Raw genomic sequence first — 20462 nt, forward strand, 5'->3', positions numbered from 1 at the left:
TGACGATGGCGCGGCGATACAGGCGCCAGGTGGCGTGGGCCAGCACCGGCAGCGCCACGGCGAGGCCGATGAAGGCCGGCAGCGCGGCGATGGTCAGCGTGCCCGCGACCAGGACCCCCCAGCCCGCCATCACCGCCGGATTGGCGGCCACCGCCTTCACCGAGGTGGCCGCCGCCACCGAGGCCCGGCGTTCCCCGTCGAGCAGCAGCGGCAGCGAGAACACGCTGATCGACATGGCGAGGATGGCGAAGATCATGCCGGCGCCGTTGCCGACCAGGATCAGGGTCAGACCCTCGGGGGCATTGTAGATGCCCGCCAGGAAGGCGCGGATCGAGCTGGGGGCCTCGGGGCCCATGATCGCGCCGTGGATCGCCCAGGCGGTGGCCAGCCAGGCGACGAAGATCGCCAGCAGCGCCCCGGCGATGGTCAGGATCGGGACCAGCGACGGGCCGCGCAGCACCGCCAGCGCGTCGCGCCATGTGGGGTCCTCGCCCAGTTCGCGGCGGCGCGACAGTTCGAACAGCCCGACCGCGGCGATGGGGCCGATCAGCGCGAACCCCGCCAGCAGCGGGAAGACCAGCGGCAGCAGCGCGCCGCCGGAGGTCGCCGCCACCAGCGCCGCGCCGATCACCGGATAGATCAGCGCCAGAAAGAAGTTATGGCTGGGCTTGGCGAGGAAATCGCCGAAGCCGGCGCGCATCGCCGCCGTGAGGTCGCGGAATTCCAGCCGTCGGACGGCGAAGGTGGGGATCGGGTCTTGCGACAGGCTTTGCGGGGCCGTGACATCCATGATTGCGCGCCTTCCCAAACCGCCCGTTTCCGGGGAACGCATGGGGGGCGCGCCCCTTCGGGCCTTGCGCAACCAGTCTACACCGGCGGGCGATCGCGCCCGATCAACCCCGCACACGATGCTGTTTTCATGTCCCGGCCCCCCCTTGGCGCAAAGGGTGACGCAATGGGATCAGACCCCCTGACGGATCGCCGCGGTGTGCGCGGGGGCGTCCCACAGCCGCGTCAGTTCATCGTCGAGCCGGGTCAGCGTCACCGAGCAGCCGGCCATGTCGAGCGAGGTGCAGTAATTGCCCACCAGCGAGCGCGCGACCTTCAGGCCGCGGGCCTCGCAGGCGCGGCGCGCCGCCTCGAACATCAGATACAGTTCCATCAGCGGGGTGCCGCCCATGCCGTTGACCAGCAGCAGCATGTCCTCGCCCGCGCCCGCGCCCAGCGATGCGCAGATGGCCTCGACCAGCTCCTCGGCGATGGCGTCGGCGGAGGCGAGACCGACGCGCCGGCGCCCGGGTTCGCCATGGATGCCGACGCCCATCTCCATCTCGGCCTCGCCGATGTCGAAGGTGGGGCGCCCGGCGGCGGGCACGGTGCAGGAGGTCAGCGCCACGCCCATGGAGCCCGACGCGGCGCTGATGCGCGACCCGAGCGCCTTGCACGCGGCGAGGTCGTCGCCGCGTTCCGCCGCCGCGCCGACCATCTTTTCGAGGATCACCGTCGCCGCCACGCCGCGCCGCCCCTGGGAATGCAGCGAGCTTTCCACCGCCACGTCGTCATTGGTGAGCACGGTTTCGGACGGGCCGTCATGCATTTCGGCGGCCATTTCGAAATTCATGATGTCGCCGGCGTAGTTCTTGACGATCCACAGCACCCCGGCGCCGCCATCCACGGCCTCGGCCGCCGCCAGCATCTGGTCGGGGGTGGGCGAGGTGAACACCTCGCCGGGGCAGGCGGCGTCGAGCATCCCCATGCCGACAAAACCGCCATGCATGGGTTCATGCCCCGATCCGCCGCCGGAGATCAGCGCCACCTTGCCTTTGACCGCCCCGCCCTTGCGGGCGATGAATTTCGGATCGTGGGAAATTTCGACGATGTCGTGATGCGCGGCGCCAAAGCCATGAAGGCTTTCGGCGAGCACGTCATCCACGGCGTTGATGAGCTTTTTCATTGTCTCGGTCTCCCTGTGGCGGTTCTTTTCAATGCGTTACCGGGGCGCGCTTGCGGCGCAGACAGCGCGGATCATCACCATGGACGACATGGCGCCGGGGTCGATATGGCCGATGGCGCGCTCGCCCAGAAACGCCGCGCGGCCTTTGGCGGCGCGGATGTTGCGGGTGGCCTCGACGCCGGCCTCTGCGGCGGCGTTGATCTTCGCGCGCAGGGTCGCGGGGTCGTCGCCGGCGGCGGCGCCGGCGCGCAGGGTCTCGGCCACCGGGATCAGCACGTCGAGCATGGTCTTGTCGCCGAGTTCGGCCTTGCCGCGTTTCTGGATCGCCGCGACGCCGTCCGAGACCATCGCCGCCACCTGCGCGGCGGTCCAGTCATCGCCGGCGCCGGGGGTCCTGGCGGCGGCGAGGAAAAAGCTGGAGATCAGCGGGCCGGAGGCGCCGCCGATGGTGCTGAGCAGCTTCATGCCGATGGCTTTCAGCGCCTGATCGGCGGGCTTGTCGGCGATGTCGGGGGCCAGCGCGATCAGCGTGTCGGCCCCGCGCTTGACGTTGTGAAAATGATCGCCGTCGCCGATGGCGCGGTCCAGGCTCTCGATGTCCGATTCCGCGGCGATCAGCGCGTCGCGGGCGGCCTTGGCGCAGATCAGGATGGTTTGGGTGGACATGGCGGCTCCTCGGCTGCTGGCTGGCGATCGGGGCGCCAGATGAGCGCAGGGGGGCAAGCCTTGTCAACGAGGTTCGCGGCGCGTCAGGAGATCGTCACCCGCGCGCCGGTTTGCGCGGCCTCGGCGATGGCGTGGATGACGCGTTCGTAATGCAGGGCGGCCTGGATGTCGGTGTCGACCGCGCCCAGGCCGGCGGCGGCGCGCAGGAAATCCCGGGCCTCGATGGTTTTCTGGTCCTGAAACCCCAGCCCGTGCCCGGGCGCGGGCACGAAGGCGGCGAATGGCGGGTGCTCCGGGCCGGTGAGGATGGTCTTGAAGCCCTGTTGGGATTTCGGGCCTTCGTTGCGATAGATCTGCAATTCGTTCATGCGTTCCTGATCATAGACGATCATGCCCTTGTCGCCATGCAGTTCGAAGCCGAGGCGGTTCTTGCGCCCCCACGCGACGCGCGACGTGACCAGCACGCCCTGCACGCCGCTGGAGAACCGCACCAATGCGCTGGCGATGTCTTCGTTTTCCACCGCGCCGCGCCCGCCCTCGGGTTTCGGGCGCGTCGCATGGACGGTCTGCATGTCGGCGACGAGGCTGTCGACGGGGCCGAGCAGGGCGCAGGCGAGGCTGACCAGATGGCAGCCGAGATCGCCGAGCGCGCCGAGCCCGGCCTCGGATTTGCGGCACCGCCAGGTCCAGGGGGTGTCGGGGTCGGCCTGATAATCCTCGTCCACGGCGCCGCGAAAATGCAGCGGGCGGCCGATGGCGCCCTCCGCCAGCAGGTTTCGGGCGTGGAGGAAGGCGGGGTTGCGGGTGTAGTTGTAGCCGATCATCGAGACGAGTCCCGCCGCCTTCGCCGCCGCGGCCATGCTTGCGGCGTCGGCCAGCGTCAGGGCCAGCGGCTTTTCGCACCAGATGTGCTTTTTGGCGGCGGCGGCGGCCAGCGCCATGTCGCGATGCAGCTTGTTGGGGGTGGTGATCGACACCACGTCAACGCGCGGATCGTTGATCGCCGCGCGCCAGTCGTCGCCGGCGCGCGCGAAACCGAATTGCGCGGCCATGGTCCGGGCGCGCGCCAGCGGCTGGTCGCAGAGGATTTCGAGCCGCGGTTTGGGAACGTCGCCGAACACCGGCTGCACGGCGTTGTAGGCGAGCGCGTGGGACTTGCCCATGAAACCGGCGCCGATCAGCGCCACGCCCAGCGTCTTGGTCATGACGTTGCCTTTCAGACGAGCCGCACGCTGCGCCCGGTGCGCATGGATTCAAGCGCCGCGTCGGCCAGGACCAGCGCCGCCAGCCCGTCGGCGCCGCCGGGGCGCGGGGCCTCGCCCGCCGCGACGCAGGCCACGAAATGCGCCAGTTCGTCGCGATAGGCGGTGGCGTAGCGCTCCATGAAGAAATCCAGCAGCGGATCCGCGAGGTAGCCGGCCCCGGTGGCCACGGTGACGGTGGAGGGGCGCAGGTTCTCGGCGCTGGCCATGCCGCGAGAGCCGTGGATTTCGGCGCGCTGGTCGTAGCCGTAGCTGGCGCGCCGGGAATTCGTGATCACAGCCATGCGCCCGCTAGCCGTGCGCAGGGTGGCGACGGCGCTGTCGATGTCGCCGGCCGCGCCGATGGCGGGATCGACGAGCGCGGCGCCGGTGGCCGTGACCTCGGCGATCTCCTCGCCCAGCAGGAAACGGGCCATGTCGAAATCATGGATCATCATGTCGCGGAACAGCCCGCCGGAGCGCGCGATGTAGTCGAGCGGCGGCGGCGAGGGGTCGCGCGAGGTGATCTGCACCATTTCCACCTCGCCGATGGCGCCCTCGGCGATTTTCGCCTGCAGGGCGGCGAAATTCGGGTCGAAGCGGCGGTTGAAGCCGACCATCAGCGGGGCGTTGGCTTGGGCGACCACCGCGAGGCAGTCGCGCACCCGCGCGGCGTCGAGATGGATGGGCTTTTCGCAGAACACGGCCTTGCCGGCGCGCGCCGCCTGTTCGATCTGCTCGGCGTGCAGATCGGTGGGGGTGGCGATGATCACCGCGTCGATGGCGTCGTCGGCCATGATCGCATCGACCGAGGCGCGGCGCGCGCCGGTCAGCGCGGCCACCTTGTCGGCGGCGGCGTCAACGGGGTCGAACACGGCGTCGAGCCGCGCGCCTTGCAGGTCCTTCACGGCGCGGGCATGGGTCTGGCCGATGCGCCCGGCGCCGAGCAATCCAAAACGAAGCATGTCGGGGGTTCCCATGGGGTCAGGTTGCGTCGCGCTCGGCGATCCAGTTGTGGTCGGGGTGGTTCTGAAACCGCCATTTGCGCAGCGGTCCGGCCATGACGTTGAGGTAATACATCTCGTAGCCATAGGGCGCGCCGCAGGGGTGGTGGCCCCTGGGGACCAGCACCACGTCGTGATCGGCGACGGCCATGGTTTCGTCCAGCGCGCCGTCCTCGGTGAACACCCGCTGAAATCCGAAGCCCTGGGCGGGGTTCAGGCGGTGGTAGTAGGTTTCCTCCAGACAGGTCATGCGCGGAAAGTCGTCCTCGTCATGACGGTGCGGCGGGTAGGAGGACCAGTTGCCCGCCGGCGTGAACACCTCGGTGACCAGCAGGCTGTCGGCGACGTCGCTCTCCTCCATGGCGATGGGGTGAATGTAACGGGTGTTGGCGCCCTTGCCGCGGGTCTCCAGGGCCAAGTCGTCGAGGATGCGCGCCGCGTGGCCGCCCTTGCCGGGCGCCGAGCACACGGCGAGCGTGCAGGCGGTGGTGGCGGTGGCGCGCCAGCCGGCATGGTCGGGGATGTAGACGCAATGGGGCCTGGTGCGTTCGAAAACGTCCATGCGCTCGCCGCGTTCGCCGAAATCCACCGGGGCGGGGCCGGTGGCGGCGATATTCGCCTTGCCCTCGACCAGCACCAGGATGACCTCGCGGTCACCGGTGGATTCGGCGACGCTTTCGCCCGGTTTCAGGCGGTGCAGGGCGAAGCCCACATAGCCCCAGCCGGCGTTTTCGGGGGTGATGTGGTGAATCCGTCCGGCGGTCCCGGCGGGTTTGCGCAGCAGGTCAGGCATTGGGGGTCTCCGGATTTGCGCCGGCGTCGAGGCCGGCTTCGCGGGCCATGGCGGCGAGGCGCGCCAACCCGAGGCGCTGATAGTCCCCGGGGTTGCGGATGGCGGGGTCCTGTTCGGCCTCGATCACCAGCCAGCCCTGATAGCCGTGTTCGGCGGCGATGCGCAGCACCGGCGCGAATTCGACGCCGCCCTCGGGGTCGCCGGGCACGGTGAACATGCCCCGGCGCACGCCTTCGAGGAAGGAGAGCTTTTCGGCCATGACCTGATCGCGGATCGCCGGGCGCACGTTCTTGGCGTGGATATGGGCGGTGCGGGGCATGTATCTGCGCGCCAGTTCGCCCGGATCGCCGCCGCCCATCCAGCAATGGCCGGTGTCGAGCAGCAGTTTCGTTTCCGGCCCGGTCGCGGCCATGAAGGCGTCGATCTCGTCGGGGGTCTCGACGATGGTGCCCATGTGGTGATGATAGACCAGCGTCAGGCCCTCGGCTGCGCAGTGGCGGGCGATTTCATCCATGGCGGCGCCGAAGGTTTGCCATTGGTTTTCGGGCAATGCAGGGCTTTGTTCAAGCGGAATGTCATCCTTGCCATGGATGGCGTTCGAGGTCTCGCAGACGATGCAGACCTTGCAGCCCATGGCTTTCAGCAGGTCCAGATGCGGCTGGATCGCCCGTTTTTCCGCCTCGACGCTTTGCGTCAGCAGGTTCAGCGAATGCCAGCCCGACACGAAGCGCAGCCCATGCGGGGCCAGGGCGGCTTTCAGGGCCGCCGGGTCGGCGGGCATCTTGTGGCCCTTCTCGATGCCGTCAAAGCCGATCTCGCCGGCCTCGCGCAGGCAGGTTTCCAGCGGGATGTCGGCGCCGAGACGCTGGTCGTCATCGTTGGACCAGGCGATGGGGTTGGTTCCGTAAAGGATCATCGGCATTGTCCTGTCAGCCCGCGTCCTGCCGGGTTTTCGTATGTTGTTCGTAGGCTTCGCGGGCGGCCTTCACCTGCGCGCGAGGCGAAATCTCGGGCACCGCCACGTCCCACCAATGGCCGCCGGCCTCGGTGGCGGCGAGCGGGTCGGTGTCGATGACGATGGCGCAGCTGCGCGTGGCGGCGCGGGCGCGGGCGAGCGCCGATTCAAGCTCGGCGATCGTGGCGACCTTCTCGGCGATCGCGCCCATCGACGCGGCATGGGCGGCGAAATCTATCGCGGACGGCGTTTCGTGGCGGGCGGTGTCGAGCAGGTTGTTGAAGCTTTCGCCGCCGGTGGCCATCTGCAGGCGGTTGATGCAGCCGAAACCGCGATTGTCGAGGATCACCACGATGATCTTCAGGCCCAGCATGACGCTGGTCGCCAGTTCCGAATTGGCCATCATGTAGGACCCGTCGCCGAGCATCGCCACGATCTCGCGATCGGGCAAGGCCATGGCCGCGCCAAGCGCGCCGGCGATCTCGTAGCCCATGCAGGAAAACCCGTATTCCATGTGGTAGCCGTTGGGCCGCGCGGTCTTCCACAGCTTGTGCAATTCGCCCGGCAGCCCGCCCGCGGCGCCAAGCAGCACGGCGTCGTCGCCCATGGCCCGCTGCACCGCGCCGATCACCTGCGCGTCGCTGGGCAAGGCGTTGGAATGGGGATCGTCGGGGGGCGCGGTGGCGGCGTCGACGGCGGCGATCCACGCCGATTTCAGGCCCGGGTCGGGGGGCGCGAACGCGGTGTCGCCAAGGGCCGCGTCAAGGTCTTCGAGCGCCGATCTGGCGTCGGCGATCAGCGGCAGGGCGCCGCGCTTGCGGGCGTCGAAACCGGCGATGTTGATCCCGAGGATCTTTCGCTCCGGGTTCTGGAACAGCGACCAGCTTCCGGTGGTAAAGTCTTGAAAACGCGTGCCGAGTCCGATCACCAGATCGGCGGTTTCGGCCACCGCGTTGGCGCTGCTCGACCCGGTGACGCCGATGGAGCCGAGGTTCAGGGGATGATCCCATGGCAGCGCCGACTTGCCGGCTTGCGTTTCGGCCACCGGGATCGCGTGTTTCTCGGCGAAGGCGCGCAAGGCCTCGCAGGCCCGCGAATAATGCACGCCGCCGCCCGCGACGATCAGCGGGGCTTTCGCGGATCGGATCGCCGCGACCGCCGCGCCGAGTTCGCCGAGATCGGCGCGCGGGCGGCGGGGGCGCCAGACCCGCGGGGCGAAGAAGCTTTCGGGCCAGTCAAACGCCTCGGTCTGCACGTCCTGGCAGAATGCCAGCGTCACCGGGCCGCACGTCGCCGGGTCGCTCAGCGTCGCCATGGCGCGGGGCAGGGCGGCGAGCAGCTGTTCGGGGCGCGTGATGCGGTCGAAATAGCGGCTGACCGGGCGGAAGCAGTCATTGGCGGTGATCGTGGCGTCGGAAAAATCCTCGACCTGCTGGAGCACCGGGTCGGGCAGGCGCGAGGCGAACACGTCCGCCGGGACCAGCAGCAGCGGCAGGCGGTTGACATGGGCCACGGCGGCGGCGGTCGCCATGTTGACGGCGCCCGGGCCGATGGAACTGGTGACCATCATCGCGCGTCGCCGGTTCAGCGCCTTGGCATAGGCGATGGCGGCGTGGGCCATGGTCTGTTCGTTGTGGCCGCGCCAGGTGGGGAAATCATCGCCGGCGCCGTGCAGCGCCTCGCCCAGCCCGGCGACGTTGCCATGGCCGAAGATCGCCCAGCAGCCGGCGAGGAAGCGGTCGCCGTCCTCGTTCATCTGGTTGGCGAGGTAGCGGATCATCGCCTGCGCGGCGGTGAGGCGGATGGTCTTTCGGGTGGGGGTCGCGGGCCGGGTCATGCCGCCTGCTCCTTCTTGCGGCGCCTGCGCGCCTGGTCCCAGATATCGCACAGCGCGCGGAATTTCTCCGCCATGCGGTCCACGGCCTGCGCGTCGTCGATCTCGCCCGCCAGCCAGTCGCGCGCCGGGCCGGCGAAGATGGTGCGCCCGACGGCGAAGCCTTTCACCGCGTCAAAGCGCGCGGCGATGGCGAAGCTGGCGGCGAGATCTTGGGCCGGCGCGTCGAGCCCCAGCACCACAACCCCCCGGCAATGGGGGTCGTTGGCGGCGATGGCGGCGGCGGCGTTGGCCCAGGCGGCCTCGGTCTTCATGGGCTCGAGTTTCCACCAGTCGGGGAAAACGCCAAGGTCGTAATAGCGCCGGATCACCCGCGCGGCAGTGTCGTCATCCACCGGCCCGTTGCGCGAGGGGATGATTTCCAGAAGAAATTCAAGACGGTTGCGCCGGGCGGCCTCGGCCACGCGCATCACCGTCGCTTCCTGCGCCGCGGCGATGTCCGGGGCGTCGTCGGGGTGGTGGCAGCAAAGCAGCTTCACGACGTTTTCCAGCGGCCATTCGGTGAGCGCCGTGCCGTAGTCGAGGCCAAGCTCGGGTTCCAGTTCCAGCGGAAACGCGCCGGGGCGTTCCACCGGGCGGCCGATCCACAGCCCGGTTCCGGCGGCGCGATGCAGCGCCGCGCGTCCCAGCCGCCCGTCGCAGAGGATGCCGTAGCCGGGACGGCCCTGCGCCACCAGCCGCGCGGCTTCAAGGCACAGGAGCTTGAAATCGCCGATCCGGGCATGGGGGGCGCCGACCGCGTCGGCGAGCTGTTCGAGCTGGATGCGGTGGTCGAAGGCGAACACCCGCATCTGCGGCCAGGCGCCGCGCCGCGTGGTGGCCCAGTGCGCCTGTTCCAGCGCGCGATCCTTGCGCAGCGCCGGTTCGGGCACGCCGCGGGCGAGGAAAAACTCAAGCTCCGCCCAGCTTGGATAGGCCGGGGCGCAGCCATGGCGCGACACCGCCAGCGCCCCGCAGGCATTGGCGTAGGTGAGGCTGGTTTCCCAGCTTTCGTCGCGCAGCCAGCCGCGCAGCAGGCCCGACATGAAGCCGTCCCCGGCGCCGAGCACGTTGAAGACCTCGATGGGAAAGCCGGGGCCGGAGAGGCCTTCGTCGAGACTGTCGGGGATGGCGCCGGCGAAGGCGGCGGCGCCCATGGGGCCGCGCTTGCAGACCAGCGTCGCGTCGGTCAGCGCGCGCACGTTGCGCAGGGCGGCGATGGTGTCCGCGGCGCCGCCGGCGATGTGGAACTCCTCCTCGGTGCCGACGATCAGGTCGAACAGCGGCAGGGTGGCTTGCAGTTTTTCCGTCACCCGGGCGGATTCGATGAACCGGTTGTCGCCGTCGTCATGCCCCGACAGGCCCCAGAGATTGGGCCGGTAATCGATGTCGAGCGCGGTGCGCGCGCCGTTTTCGCGCGCCAGCCGCAGCGCCTTCAGGGTCGCGGATTCGACTTGCGGGTGCGACAGGTGGGTGCCGGTGGCGGTGACGCAGCGGGCGCGGGCGATGAAGGCGGGGTCGATGTCGGAGTCGCAAAGCGCCATGTCGGCGCAGTTTTCCCGGTAGAAGATCAGCGGAAAATTCTGCTGGTCGCGGATGCCCAGCAGCACCAGCGCGGTGAGCCGCTCGGGGTCGGTCCTGACGCCGGTCACGTCGACGCCCTCGGCGGCGAGGGTCTCGCGGATGAAGCGGCCCATGGGCTCGTCGCCGACCCGGGTGATCAGCGCCGATTTCAGCCCCAGGCGGGCGGTCCCGGCGGCCATGTTGGTGGGCGAGCCGCCGATGTATTTGGAAAAGCTCGCCATGTCCTCGAGCCGCCCGCCGACCTGCGCGCCATACAGATCCACAGACGAGCGCCCGATGGTGATCACGTCGAGCGCATCCATCACACCGTGCCCCCCAGCGAGCCTTCCAGCGAGGCCATTTCCTGACCGCCGGCCATCATGTCCTGCAATTGCTCGGCGGTGATGGCGCCGCGTTCGGCGGTGCCCAGCGTCTTGCCGCGGTTGAGCACGGTGAAACGGTCGCCCACGGCCATGGCGTGGCGCACGTTATGGGTGATGAACACCACGCCGATGCCGTTCTTGCGCACCCGGTCGATGGTGGCGAGCACATTGGCGGTCTGGCGCACGCCGAGCGCCGAAGTGGGTTCGTCGAGGATCAGCACCTTGGCCCCGAAATACACCGCGCGGGCGATGGCGACGGTCTGGCGCTCGCCGCCCGACAGGGTGCCCACCGCCTGGTCGGGTTCGCGCAGATGGATGCCCATGCGGGCCATTTCGGCCATGGTCACCTCGCCGGCGCGCCTGGCGTCGAAGCGTTTCAGCAGCCCGCGCCCCTTGGTGGGTTCGCGCCCCATCCAGAAATTGCGGGTCACCGACATCAGCGGGATCATCGCGAGATCCTGGTAGACCGTGGCGATGCCGGCGGCCATGGCGTCGCGGGGGCGATCGAAATGCACCTCGCGGCCCTCGACGAACAGCTGGCCGGAGGAGGGCTTGTGCACCCCCGACATGGTCTTGATGAAGGTGGATTTGCCGGCCCCGTTGTCGCCGAGCAGGCAGTGGCATTCGCCGGCGCGCACGTCGAAGGACACGCCCGACAGCGCGATGACGTTGCCGAAATGCTTGGCGATGTCGCGCATGTCGACGATCGGGGTCTTGCCGGGGGTCTTGCCGGGGGTCTGGCCGGGGGTCTGGCCGGGGGTCTGGGTCGTGTCGGTCATGTCAACGCTCCCCCGTCACGCGCTTGCGGATCATGTTGTTGAACATCACCGCCAGCAGCAGCATGGCCCCGAGGAACACCAGATACCAGTCCTGGTCGATGGGCGTGTAACTGAGCCCGATCAGCACCATGCCGAAGATGATGGCCCCGAAGAACGCCCCGATCGCCGACCCGTAGCCGCCCGTCAGCAGGCAGCCGCCGATCACCGCGGCGATGATGGCCTCGAATTCCTTCTGGAAGCCGCGCCGCGCGTCGGTCGATCCGCTGTCAAGCACGGTGATGATCGCCACCAGCGCCGCGCAGCAGGCGGTGAACATGAACAGCCCGGTCTTGACCCGCTTCACCGGCACGCCGGAATTGGAGGCGGCGGTGGCGTCGCCGCCAGAGGCGAAAATCCAGTTGCCCATGGGCGTGCGCAGCAGCACCCAGGTCGCGGCGGCGGTGATGGCGAGAAACCACAGGATCTCCATGGGCACGCCGGTGACTTTCGGATTGCCGTTCTTGAAGGTGTCGATCAGCCCGGCGCTCGCCAGCCAGGAGAACAGCGGCGTGAAGGCCTCGCCGCTGAAGGCGCCGGCGAGCCAGTCGCCCTCGACCGCGCCGCGCACGCCGCGCAGCTGGGTGGACCCGCCCGTCGCCTGCTTCAGCCCCACCAGCGAGGCCCCGCGCAGCACGAACAGGAAGGCCAGGGTGACGATGAAGGACGGCAGCCCGGTGCGGATGACGATCTGGGCGTTGATGAAGCCGAACAGCGCCGCCGCCGCCAGCGTCAACGGGATGGCGAGGACCAGCGGAATGGCGAAGGTGACCACGGCGGCCCCGAAGATCAGCCCGGCGAAGGCCACCATGGACCCCACGGACAGGTCGAATTCGCCGCCGATCATCAGCATCGCCGCGCCGATGGCAAGGATGCCGAGCTGCGCCGCGGGGGTCATGAAATTCATGATCCCGGCGAGGGTGAACATGTTGGAATTCGCCGTCGCCGCGAAGAAGACGGTGACGATGATCAGCCCGGCGACGGCCCCCAGCTCGGGGCGTTTCATCAGCCGGGACATCAGCGACACGTCGCGGATGCGCTCGTCGATCTCGGGGCTGGCAGGCGTGGCGTCGCTGGGCATCTTCGCCTCCGGTGGTTGTTTCGGTGTTTCGGATCGCGGGGCGGGATCGGGGGGGCGGGATCGGGGGGGGCGGGGCGATTGCCCCCGCCCCGCCAGTATCAGGGGCTCAGCGGATGCCCTTGGCGGACAGCTCCACCACCTGCGCCGCCTTGTCAGCGGTGATCAGGTTGGGGCCCGAGGCCACGTCGCCGCCGGGGATCAGCCCGTATTCGGCGTTCAGCGCCAGAAACACCACCGGCAGGTAGCCCTGCAGGAACTGCTGCTGGTCGATGGCGAAGGCCGCGTCGCCGGCGACCACGGATTCAAGGAACCCCGCGGACATGTCGAAGGTCGCGACATTGACCTCGCCGCCGCGCCCCGAGGCCTTGACCGCGGCCACCGAGGGTTCGCCGGCGGTGGCCGCGCCCAGCGCCAGCACGGTGTCGATGTCGGGATCCGACTGCAACGCGGCGCTGACCTTGGCCTGGATCTCGGCCGGGTCGTTGCCCGAGGGCAGCACGGTGACCGGGCCGCCGAAGCCCTCGGTGAAACCGGCGCAGCGCAGGTCGAGCGCCACGTTGCCGACCTCCTGATTGACGCAGACGCCTTTCTTGCCGCCCATCGCCGCGAGCTTTTCGCCCGCCGCCTTGCCGGCGTCGAATTCGTCCTGGCCCACATGCAGCAGCGCGCCGAGCCCCCTGGACACGTCGGAGCCGGAATTCATCGAGATCACCGGGATGCCGGCGGCCACGGCGCGCTGGATCGACGGGCCGAGCGCGTCGGCGTCGGGGATCGAGACCACCAGCCCGTCGGGCTCCTGGTTGACGGCCGCGTCGATGAGCTGGCTCATGGCCACCATGTCGAAGGTTTCCGGCGCGCGGTAGGACACCGTGGCGCCGGTGTCACTGGCCGCCTTGTCGACGCCGTTCTTGACCACCGACCAGAACGGGTCGTTGGCCTGGCCGTGGGACACGACGATGATTTCGGCGGCTTGCGCCATGGGCGCGAGGCTGATCGCCGCGGCGGCGAGGGCGGTTCTGAGAAGTGAATTCATGGAATCCTCCGAGAGGTTGGTTGGGGTGGTGGTCTGTTGTCGTTCGGGTTCTGCGACCCGTTGGGCGGCCTGGGCCGGGGGGTCAGGGGCTGAAATCGCGCAGCCGCCCGGCGCTGCGCGCCAGTTGCGCCGACACCGCGTCGCGAAACCCCGCGCCCTTGTCGGGCGCGAAGGGGTCCGGGCCCGGGGCGGTCGGCTCCAGCACGATGGGGCCATGATAGCCGATGGCGTCGAGCGCGGCGATCTGGGCGGAAAAATCCGTGTGCCCGTCGCCAACGCCGCCGCGGTTGGAATCGGCGGCGTGGTAGAGCCCGAGCGCCGCGCCGCAGGTTTCGAGCGCGGCGGCGGGGTCGGATTCCTCGATGTTCATGTGATAGGCGTCGGGCAGCAGGCGCAGATTGGGCGCGGCGGTCTTCTGGCGCAGCGCCAGGCCCTCGGCGACGCTGCGCGCCTGGTGGGATTCGTAGCGGTTGAGCAGCTCCAGCGCCACCAGCAGCCCGGAATCGGCGGCGAACCCGCAGATCCGGGCGAGCGATTCGACCAGCAGCGCGTCCTCCTCGGCCTGGGTGGTCACCGGGCGCACCCGCCCCACTTCGCCATGGCACGAAAACATCGGCGCGCCGAGCGCCGCGGCGTAATCCGCCAACCCGCGATAATGGTCGAGCCCGGCGGCGCGGATCTTCGGGTCGGGATGGGAGATGTCGGCGGCCATGGGGGTGAGCGAATAGATCGCCAGCCCCTCGGCGCCGAGGATGTCGCGCGCGGCGTCGGGCGGGACGGCGCGCCAATCGCCGAGCAGCTCCACGCCGTCAAGCCCGGCGGCCGCGGCGCGACGCGCGATGTCAGACAGCGGCGCGTCGCCGAAAATCCAGGTGCAGCAGCCGATGGGGTGTTTCACAATTTGTGACCCATTGTCTATTAAATGGAATATTTATTCCAAATAGCGCAAGCGTTGCGGATTCGCAATGGTTGATTTACCTGTGCGCCATGAACAATGAGCGCGCAGCCGGGGATGACCGGCCCCCGTCGGATTTCGCCGCCCTGAAAGCCCGGATCACCGCGTCTTCCGAGCGCATGCCCAAGCGGCTGCTGCAATGCGCGCGCTTCGTGCTCGACAACCCGGATCAGACGGCGCTCGGCACCACGGGCGAGATCGCGCTGGCGGCGGAGGTGCAGCCCTCGACGCTGGTGCGTTTCGCGCAATCGTTGGGGTTTTCAGGGTTTTCCGAGATGCAGGCGCTGCTGAAGGACAACCTTCTGGGGCGCGGACAAAGCTATGAGGGGCGGCTGCGGCGGATGCGCGCGGCGCATCTCGACGCGCCCGACGCCATCCTCGCCGGGCTGGCGGCCAGCGCCCATGCGGCGCTGGACCGGTCGCTGGCCGAGATCGACGGCGCGGCGCTGGGGCGGGCGGTGGATGTGCTGGCGCGCGCCAAGGTGGTGCATCTGCTGGGGTTGCGGCGCTCGTTTCCCGTGGCGAGCTACCTGTATTACACCTTTGGCAAGATGGGGCGGCGCTGCGTGCTGCTCGACAATCTGGGCGGGGTGCTGAGCGATTGCGTGACGCGCATCGACCCGGGCGACGCGCTGCTGGTGGCGAGCTTTCACCCCTATGCGCAGGAGGCGGTGGACTTCGCGCGCGCCGCGCAGCAGGTGGGCTGCGCGGTGATCTCGATCACCGACACCACGCTGTCGCCGCTCAGCGCGCTGTCCTCGGAGGTGCTGCATGTTCAGGACGCGGAGATCGGCGCGTTCCGTTCGCTGGCGGCCACCATGTGCCTGAGCACGGCGCTGGCGGTGGCCATCGGCCAGAAACTGGCCAAGACCTGAGGTTTCCGATGCCGCGCGGGTTCAACGGTTGCGCGACAGCTGCGCGGCCCCGGCGAGCAGGATCAGCGCGCCGGCGAGCAGCGGCGCGGCGGCGGGCGCCGGCACCGTGGCCGGCGGCGGCGGCGGCGGCGGGGCGACCGCTTCGATATCGAGCCGGAACATGTCGATCTGGAAGCTGCCGGAGCTGAAATCATTGCTGATGCGGGTGCCGTCGAGACTGACGAAACCGTCGCTGAACAGCGGGAAGAAGGCCGTGGGCAGATCGACGGAGCGCACCTGCACCTTGTTGAAATTCTGCGCCTTGTTGAAGCCGTTGAGAAAGCCGGGATCGACTTCCAGCCCGTCGAGCAGGATGCGGTTCGGCCCGTCCACCGGATTCGGACCCGCGTCGAAGGCGCCCATGCGCAGGGTCAGTTTGGCCCCGGTCACCACCAGCCCGCCGAGCGAGAACGGCGTGAAGGCCTCGTCGGTGAGAAAGGGCGGCGCGGCGTAGCCGGTGCCGATCAGCCGCAGATCGGTGCCGAGCACGTCGAAGTCGGAATGGGAGTTCACCGGGTTGATCACCGTGCCGCTGGCAAAGGCGCCGACGCCGAAACCGTCGTCGTCGCCGTAATAGGTGGTGATGATGGTGGCGCGGGCGCCGAGGCTCGACAGCAGGAGACACAGCGCGGCGAGAACGGGGCGAAGCGGCATGAAGGGTCTCCTCTGGATATGTCGATCCGGGGGAGCCTGCGCCCTCCAGCTTAAAATGCCGTTAAGCTTAACGCCGGCGTGGGGCGCTTCGCGTCTCCAAGCCCTCTGGATCGGCGTCGGCGTCGAAATCGTTGCGGTGACAGGCGGCGATCATGCCGGCGCGGGCGAATTTCGAAAGCAGGATCTTGGCGTTTTTCCGCTGCAGCGCCGCACGACGTGATGCGTCGCGTCGATATCCGACAATGCCAGGCGCAGGCGGTGCGCCGAACATTCAGGGTCGATCCAGCGACTCGGGCCGTCGCCGGTTTCAGGACGCAGGCGCGACGGGTCGCCCCAGTTCGATGACCGGGGTCATGCGGTCGAGCGCGTCCTGCGCCAGATGGCATTTGAACTGGTGGCCGGCGGCGAGGTCGCGCATGGGCGGCAATTCGCGTTCGCAAAGGTTGTCGGGGACCTCGCGCTTGTGTTGGCAGCGGGTCTGGAACGGGCAGCCGGAGGGCGGGTTCATCGCCGAGGGGATGTCGCCTTCGAGCACGATCTTCTTCTTTCTCACCGAGGTGTCGGCGATGGGCACCGCCGACAGCAGCGCTTCGGTGTAGGGGTGGTAGGGGGGCGAGAACACCTGGTCGGTGGAGCCGATTTCGACGACATGCCCGAGATACATGACCATAACGCGATCAGACAGATAGCGGACGATGCTGAGATCATGGCTGATGAACAGCATGGTGGTGCGGCGTTCGCGCTGGATCTCCATCAGCAGGTCGGTGACCGCGGCCTGCACCGACACGTCAAGCGCCGAGACCGGTTCATCCGCCACCACCACCTGCGCGTCGCCGGCGAAGGCGCGGGCGATGCCGATGCGCTGTTTCTGGCCGCCGGACAGCTGGCGCGGCATGCGGGTGGCGAATTCGCGCGGCAGCTTCACCACGTCGAGCAGGTCCAGCATTTTTCGCTCGCGGTCTTTCTGATCCGTGCCAACGCCGAATTTTTCAAGCACGCGAACAAGTTGCCCGCCGATGGTGTGAGAAGGGTTCAGGGTGTCAAAGGGGTTCTGGAACACCATCTGGATCGAGGCGATGGTCTTGACGTCGCGGTGCTCGATGTCGATCTGGCCGATTTCGGCGTTGCGCAAGGCGATGGTCCCGTCGGTTGCGGTCTCCAGCCCCAACAGCACCTTGGCCAGCGTGGACTTGCCGCAGCCGCTTTCGCCGACGATGGCGAGGGTCTCGGCCTCGCGGGCCTCGAAGCTGAGGGTCTCGTTGGCCTTGACCACGCGGGTCTCGCCGCCGCCGAACATGGCGTTGGCCGAGACCTCGTAGTGCTTTTTCAGGTTCTCCACCTTCAGCACCACGGCGCCGGGTTCGACCGGGGGCTGGTCCTCGGCGCGCGGCGGGCCGGCCTCCCAATCGATTTCCCGCCAGCGCAGGCAGCGGGTGTCGTGGCGGTCGCGTTCGGGCAGGGGCAGCATGGGGATGGGGTGCGCATCGCAGCGTCCGGCTTCGAAATAGTCGCAGCGCGGGCCGAAATTGCAGCCCGACGGGCGTTCGTGGGGCAGGGGGAACTGGCCGGGGATGGCGATCAGGGGGCGGGCGTTCTTGTCGGCGCCGGGCAGCGGGATCGAGCGGAACAACCCCTGGGTGTAGGGGTGGCGCATGTGGTCGAAGACCTCTTCGATGGAGCCGGTTTCCACCGCCTCGCCCGAATACATCACGCAAAGCCGGTCGCAGGTGTCGAGCACCAGCCCCAGATTGTGACTGATGAACAGCATGGAGGTGCCGAATTTCTCGCCCAGATCCTTGACCAGATCGACGATCCCGGCCTCGACGGTGACGTCGAGCGCGGTGGTCGGTTCGTCGAGCAGCAGCAGCGAGGGCTTGGACATCAGCGCCATGGCGATGACGATGCGCTGCTGCTGGCCGCCGGACAGCTGGTGGGGAAATGATTTCAGGATGCGCGCGGGGTCGGGGAGGCGCACGGAGTCGACCACCTCCAGCGCCAGCTTGCGCGCCTGCGCCGCCGAGGCGCCTTCGTGGATCATCGGCACCTCCATGAGCTGAGCGCCGACCTTCATGGCGGGGTTCAGCGAGGCCATGGGCTCCTGATAGATCATGGCGATTTCGGACCCGCGCAGCGCCTGCAATTCGCGCGGCGACATGCGCGACAGATCCCGGCCCTTGAACTTGATCGAGCCGCCGGTGATGCGGCCGTTGACCCCGAGATCCATCATCACCCCGAGCGCCACGGTGGATTTGCCGCAGCCGCTTTCGCCCACCAGCCCCATGGCCTCGCCCGGCATCACCGTGCAGGAAAAATCCATCACCGCCGGAATTTCCCCGGCGCGGGTGAAGAACGAGATCGACAGGTTGTCGATTTCGAGCAGCGGGCCGTCATGGTCGTTGGAGCGCGCGGTGCTGGTCATGGCGGCCTCAATCCTTCAGCGACTGTTCGCGCAGGCCGTCGGCCAGCAGGTTGAGCCCCAGCACCAGGCTCATCAGCGCGATGGCCGGGGGCAGGGCGGGGTGCGGATAGATGGTGAGCAGCTTGCGCCCCTCGTTGATGGTCATGCCCCAGTCGGGGCTTTCGGGACTGACCCCGAGGCCGAAAAAGCCCAGCGTGCCCAGCAAGATGGCGGTGTAGCCCAGGCGCAGGCAGAAATCGACGATCAGCGGCCCGCGCACATTGGGCAGGATTTCCCACAGCATGATGTACCAGGGGCGTGCGCCGCGCGTCGGCGCGGCGGCCACGTAGTCGCGGGACTTGATGTCGAGCGTCAGGCCGCGGACGATGCGAAACACCGTGGGCGAATTCACGAACACCACGGACACGAAGATGTTGAGCAGGTTGGAATCCATGGAAAACACGCCGGTGGGGTCGGCGTTGAAGGCCAGCCCCGAATACATCCACAGGCCGAGCGCCGCGGTGACCGACAGATAGACCACGAGCTTGCGCGGCTGCGTGGTGAAGCGCGACCAGAACAGCAGCCCGAAGAAGATCACCGGAAAGATGAACAGCACCGCCGCCATCACCGTGGGCACGCCGGTCTCGCGGATCTCCGGGGTCACCAGCAGGTAGAACAGCAGGATCACCGGGAAGGCCAGCACCAGGTTGGACAGGAAGCTCAGGAACGTGTCCCACTTGCCCGAGAAATACCCCGCGGGAAGGCCGAGCGTGATGCCGACCATGAAGGCGAACAGCGTCGCCGCCGGGGCGATCGACAGCACGGTGCGCGAGCCGTAGATCATGCGGCTGAACACGTCGCGGGCCAGGTTGTCGCCGCCCAGCAGGTAGTAATGCAGCGCCGCATTGTCATCGAGGTTGGGCACGAACCAGCCGGGCTTCTTGTTCTTCAGCCCGGATATCTGCGCCAGCGGATCGAAAGGCGCGACCTGATCGGCGAAGACCGCGGCCAGCACCCAGAACAGCACCAGTCCCAGCCCGATCATGCCGACATTCGAATCGAACAGCTTGCCATACAGCCCCAATCGGCGCCGGAAAGCCATCGACGCGGCGAAGATCAGCGCCAGGACGACCCACACCGGGGTCAGGCGCAGGAAGATGCCCGCGAAAATCTCCAGCCAGCTCAGCTGCTCCATGATCCGCGCTCCCTATTTGACGCGAATGCGCGGATTGAGAAAGACGTAGCCGATATCCGATATCAGTTGCGTGAGCAGCACCACCACCACCGCCACCACCGAACAGCTGAGCAGCAGCTGGATGTCGTTGTTGCCCGCCGCCTCCACCAGCAGCCAGCCGAAGCCCTTGTAGTTGAACAGGGTCTCGACGATCACCACGCCGGTGAGCAGCCAGGGAAATTGCAGCATGATCACCGTGAACGGCGCGATCAGCGCGTTGCGCAGCGCGTGGCGGATGACGATGGCGCGAAAGCTCACGCCCTTGAGCCGCGCGGTGCGGATGTATTGCGCGGTCATCACCTCGGCCATGGAGGCCCGGGTCATGCGCGCCACGTAGCCCATGCCGTAGATCGCCATGGTCATCACCGGCAGGGTGAAATTGGCGATGGTGATCTCCTCGGTGGCCGAGGTGGCCGAGCCCTTCAGCCATTTCAGCCCGACGATCGAGGACGCGAAGATCACCGTGAAGATCACGCCGGACACGTATTCCGGCGTCGCGGTGGTGGTGATCGCCACCGTGGACAGGGTCCGGTCGGTCAGCGAGCCCTCGCGCATCCCCGCCAGCACCCCCAGCAGCAGCGCCGAGGGCACCATCACCAGCATCACCCAGAACATCAGCTTGCCGGTGTAGCCGAGACGCTCGCCGACGATGCCGGCCACCGGCTTGCCAAAGCGCGTGGACTGGCCCAGATCGCCGGTGATCACGCCGCCGAGCCATTCGCCGTAGCGCAGGACCAGCGGGCGGCGGTAGCCGTTCTTCTCCAGCCAGGACTCCACCGCCGCGTCGTCGATGCGCATGTTGGTCTGTTCCTTGGCCAGTTTCTCGAGATTGGGTTCGAGATTGGTCAGGAAGAACACCACGAAGGTGAGGCAGATCGCGGTCAGGATCATCACCCCGATGCGCTTGACGATGAAGGACAGCATGAGTTTTCCCGACTGGTTGGCC

19 protein-coding genes are annotated in these 20462 nt (G+C 68.3%); 1 reads left to right on the top strand and 18 read right to left on the bottom strand.

Going from position 1 to position 20462, the window contains the following annotated elements; translation table 11 throughout:
• From AC1HC7_RS06365 to AC1HC7_RS06425, 13 genes are all read right to left on the bottom strand, one after another.
• The coding region (locus tag AC1HC7_RS06365) for a DUF2189 domain-containing protein (RefSeq protein ID WP_479496356.1) at window positions 1-790 on the bottom strand (790 nt) is incomplete at its 3' end.
• Between the two features lie 171 nt (window positions 791-961).
• Window positions 962-1954, bottom strand: a complete 993-nt coding sequence (gene dhaK / locus AC1HC7_RS06370; protein WP_479496357.1) for a dihydroxyacetone kinase subunit DhaK — start codon at window positions 1952-1954, stop codon at window positions 962-964.
• A 36-nt stretch (window positions 1955-1990) separates the two neighbouring features.
• Window positions 1991-2620, bottom strand: coding sequence for a dihydroxyacetone kinase subunit DhaL (gene dhaL / locus AC1HC7_RS06375; protein ID WP_479496358.1), 630 nt, complete (start codon window positions 2618-2620; stop codon window positions 1991-1993).
• 83 nt (window positions 2621-2703) lie between these two features.
• Entirely contained in the window at window positions 2704-3825 is a 1122-nt protein-coding gene (locus tag AC1HC7_RS06380; RefSeq protein WP_479498798.1) for a Gfo/Idh/MocA family protein, read from the bottom strand.
• 11 nt (window positions 3826-3836) lie between these two features.
• Window positions 3837-4826: an inositol 2-dehydrogenase gene (iolG, locus tag AC1HC7_RS06385; protein WP_479496360.1), complete on the bottom strand. Its 990-nt coding sequence runs from the start codon at window positions 4824-4826 to the stop codon at window positions 3837-3839.
• 19 nt (window positions 4827-4845) lie between these two features.
• Window positions 4846-5658, bottom strand: coding sequence for a 5-deoxy-glucuronate isomerase (iolB, locus tag AC1HC7_RS06390; RefSeq protein WP_479498799.1), 813 nt, complete (start codon window positions 5656-5658; stop codon window positions 4846-4848).
• Entirely contained in the window at window positions 5651-6574 is a 924-nt protein-coding gene (gene iolE, locus AC1HC7_RS06395) for a myo-inosose-2 dehydratase (RefSeq protein ID WP_479498800.1), read from the bottom strand. Before iolE ends, iolB begins: the two co-directional genes overlap by 8 nt.
• Window positions 6575-6587: 13 nt before the next feature.
• Window positions 6588-8450, bottom strand: a complete 1863-nt coding sequence (iolD, locus tag AC1HC7_RS06400) for a 3D-(3,5/4)-trihydroxycyclohexane-1,2-dione acylhydrolase (decyclizing) (protein ID WP_479498801.1) — start codon at window positions 8448-8450, stop codon at window positions 6588-6590.
• Window positions 8447-10372 carry a bifunctional 5-dehydro-2-deoxygluconokinase/5-dehydro-2-deoxyphosphogluconate aldolase gene (locus tag AC1HC7_RS06405; protein WP_479498802.1) on the bottom strand — a complete coding sequence of 642 codons (1926 nt, stop codon included), beginning with the start codon at window positions 10370-10372 and terminating at the stop codon, window positions 8447-8449. Before AC1HC7_RS06405 ends, iolD begins: the two co-directional genes overlap by 4 nt.
• The gene (locus AC1HC7_RS06410; RefSeq protein WP_479496443.1) at window positions 10372-11130 is read right to left on the bottom strand and encodes an ATP-binding cassette domain-containing protein; all 759 of its coding nucleotides are present in this window, start codon (window positions 11128-11130) and stop codon (window positions 10372-10374) included. Before AC1HC7_RS06410 ends, AC1HC7_RS06405 begins: the two co-directional genes overlap by 1 nt.
• 82 nt (window positions 11131-11212) lie before the next feature.
• Window positions 11213-12328 (bottom strand): ABC transporter permease, encoded by a 1116-nt coding sequence (locus AC1HC7_RS06415; RefSeq protein ID WP_479498803.1) that lies wholly within the window; start codon window positions 12326-12328, stop codon window positions 11213-11215.
• Between the two features lie 106 nt (window positions 12329-12434).
• Window positions 12435-13361, bottom strand: coding sequence for a sugar ABC transporter substrate-binding protein (locus AC1HC7_RS06420; protein WP_479496366.1), 927 nt, complete (start codon window positions 13359-13361; stop codon window positions 12435-12437).
• 82 nt (window positions 13362-13443) lie between these two features.
• Window positions 13444-14259, bottom strand: coding sequence for a sugar phosphate isomerase/epimerase family protein (locus tag AC1HC7_RS06425; RefSeq protein WP_479496367.1), 816 nt, complete (start codon window positions 14257-14259; stop codon window positions 13444-13446).
• An 89-nt stretch (window positions 14260-14348) separates the two neighbouring features.
• Here AC1HC7_RS06425 and AC1HC7_RS06430 point away from each other — a divergent pair, with 89 nt between their 5' ends.
• Window positions 14349-15191 (top strand): MurR/RpiR family transcriptional regulator, encoded by an 843-nt coding sequence (locus AC1HC7_RS06430; protein ID WP_479496368.1) that lies wholly within the window; start codon window positions 14349-14351, stop codon window positions 15189-15191.
• A 21-nt stretch (window positions 15192-15212) separates the two neighbouring features.
• Here the strand turns inward: AC1HC7_RS06430 and AC1HC7_RS06435 are convergent, their stop codons facing one another.
• The 5 genes from AC1HC7_RS06435 to AC1HC7_RS06455 form a co-directional block, all read right to left on the bottom strand.
• Window positions 15213-15884, bottom strand: coding sequence for a hypothetical protein (locus AC1HC7_RS06435; RefSeq protein WP_479496369.1), 672 nt, complete (start codon window positions 15882-15884; stop codon window positions 15213-15215).
• A gap of 67 nt (window positions 15885-15951) precedes the next feature.
• A complete protein-coding gene (locus AC1HC7_RS06440) occupies window positions 15952-16155 on the bottom strand; it encodes a hypothetical protein (protein WP_479498804.1) in 204 nt (67 codons plus the stop codon).
• 36 nt (window positions 16156-16191) lie between these two features.
• Window positions 16192-18303 (bottom strand): dipeptide ABC transporter ATP-binding protein, encoded by a 2112-nt coding sequence (locus AC1HC7_RS06445; protein ID WP_479496371.1) that lies wholly within the window; start codon window positions 18301-18303, stop codon window positions 16192-16194.
• Between the two features lie 7 nt (window positions 18304-18310).
• Window positions 18311-19477 carry an ABC transporter permease gene (locus AC1HC7_RS06450; protein WP_479498805.1) on the bottom strand — a complete coding sequence of 389 codons (1167 nt, stop codon included), beginning with the start codon at window positions 19475-19477 and terminating at the stop codon, window positions 18311-18313.
• Window positions 19478-19489: 12 nt separating this feature from the next.
• Complete coding sequence (locus tag AC1HC7_RS06455; RefSeq protein WP_479496444.1) at window positions 19490-20440, bottom strand: ABC transporter permease; 951 nt, start codon at window positions 20438-20440, stop codon at window positions 19490-19492.
• Window positions 20441-20462: the final 22 nt, after the last annotated feature.

This window comes from Oceanicella sp. (genome assembly GCF_056449545.1).

Excerpts from the sequence above, each read along its gene's own strand:
- AC1HC7_RS06405 (WP_479498802.1), bottom strand. The coding sequence starts at position 10,372 with ATGGATGCGCTCGACGTGATCACCATCGGGCGCTCGTCTGTGGATCTG.
- AC1HC7_RS06445 (WP_479496371.1), bottom strand. The coding sequence starts at position 18,303 with ATGACCAGCACCGCGCGCTCCAACGACCATGACGGCCCGCTGCTCGAA.
- AC1HC7_RS06420 (WP_479496366.1), bottom strand. The coding sequence starts at position 13,361 with ATGAATTCACTTCTCAGAACCGCCCTCGCCGCCGCGGCGATCAGCCTC.
- AC1HC7_RS06430 (WP_479496368.1), top strand. The coding sequence starts at position 14,349 with ATGAACAATGAGCGCGCAGCCGGGGATGACCGGCCCCCGTCGGATTTC.
- iolE (WP_479498800.1), bottom strand. The coding sequence starts at position 6,574 with ATGATCCTTTACGGAACCAACCCCATCGCCTGGTCCAACGATGACGAC.
- AC1HC7_RS06440 (WP_479498804.1), bottom strand. The coding sequence starts at position 16,155 with ATGTTCGGCGCACCGCCTGCGCCTGGCATTGTCGGATATCGACGCGAC.
- AC1HC7_RS06380 (WP_479498798.1), bottom strand. The coding sequence starts at position 3,825 with ATGACCAAGACGCTGGGCGTGGCGCTGATCGGCGCCGGTTTCATGGGC.
- iolB (WP_479498799.1), bottom strand. The coding sequence starts at position 5,658 with ATGCCTGACCTGCTGCGCAAACCCGCCGGGACCGCCGGACGGATTCAC.
- dhaK (WP_479496357.1), bottom strand. The coding sequence starts at position 1,954 with ATGAAAAAGCTCATCAACGCCGTGGATGACGTGCTCGCCGAAAGCCTT.
- AC1HC7_RS06450 (WP_479498805.1), bottom strand. The coding sequence starts at position 19,477 with ATGGAGCAGCTGAGCTGGCTGGAGATTTTCGCGGGCATCTTCCTGCGC.
- AC1HC7_RS06410 (WP_479496443.1), bottom strand. The coding sequence starts at position 11,130 with ATGCGCGACATCGCCAAGCATTTCGGCAACGTCATCGCGCTGTCGGGC.
- AC1HC7_RS06435 (WP_479496369.1), bottom strand. The coding sequence starts at position 15,884 with ATGCCGCTTCGCCCCGTTCTCGCCGCGCTGTGTCTCCTGCTGTCGAGC.
- iolG (WP_479496360.1), bottom strand. The coding sequence starts at position 4,826 with ATGCTTCGTTTTGGATTGCTCGGCGCCGGGCGCATCGGCCAGACCCAT.
- iolD (WP_479498801.1), bottom strand. The coding sequence starts at position 8,450 with ATGACCCGGCCCGCGACCCCCACCCGAAAGACCATCCGCCTCACCGCC.
- AC1HC7_RS06415 (WP_479498803.1), bottom strand. The coding sequence starts at position 12,328 with ATGCCCAGCGACGCCACGCCTGCCAGCCCCGAGATCGACGAGCGCATC.
- AC1HC7_RS06455 (WP_479496444.1), bottom strand. The coding sequence starts at position 20,440 with ATGCTGTCCTTCATCGTCAAGCGCATCGGGGTGATGATCCTGACCGCG.
- dhaL (WP_479496358.1), bottom strand. The coding sequence starts at position 2,620 with ATGTCCACCCAAACCATCCTGATCTGCGCCAAGGCCGCCCGCGACGCG.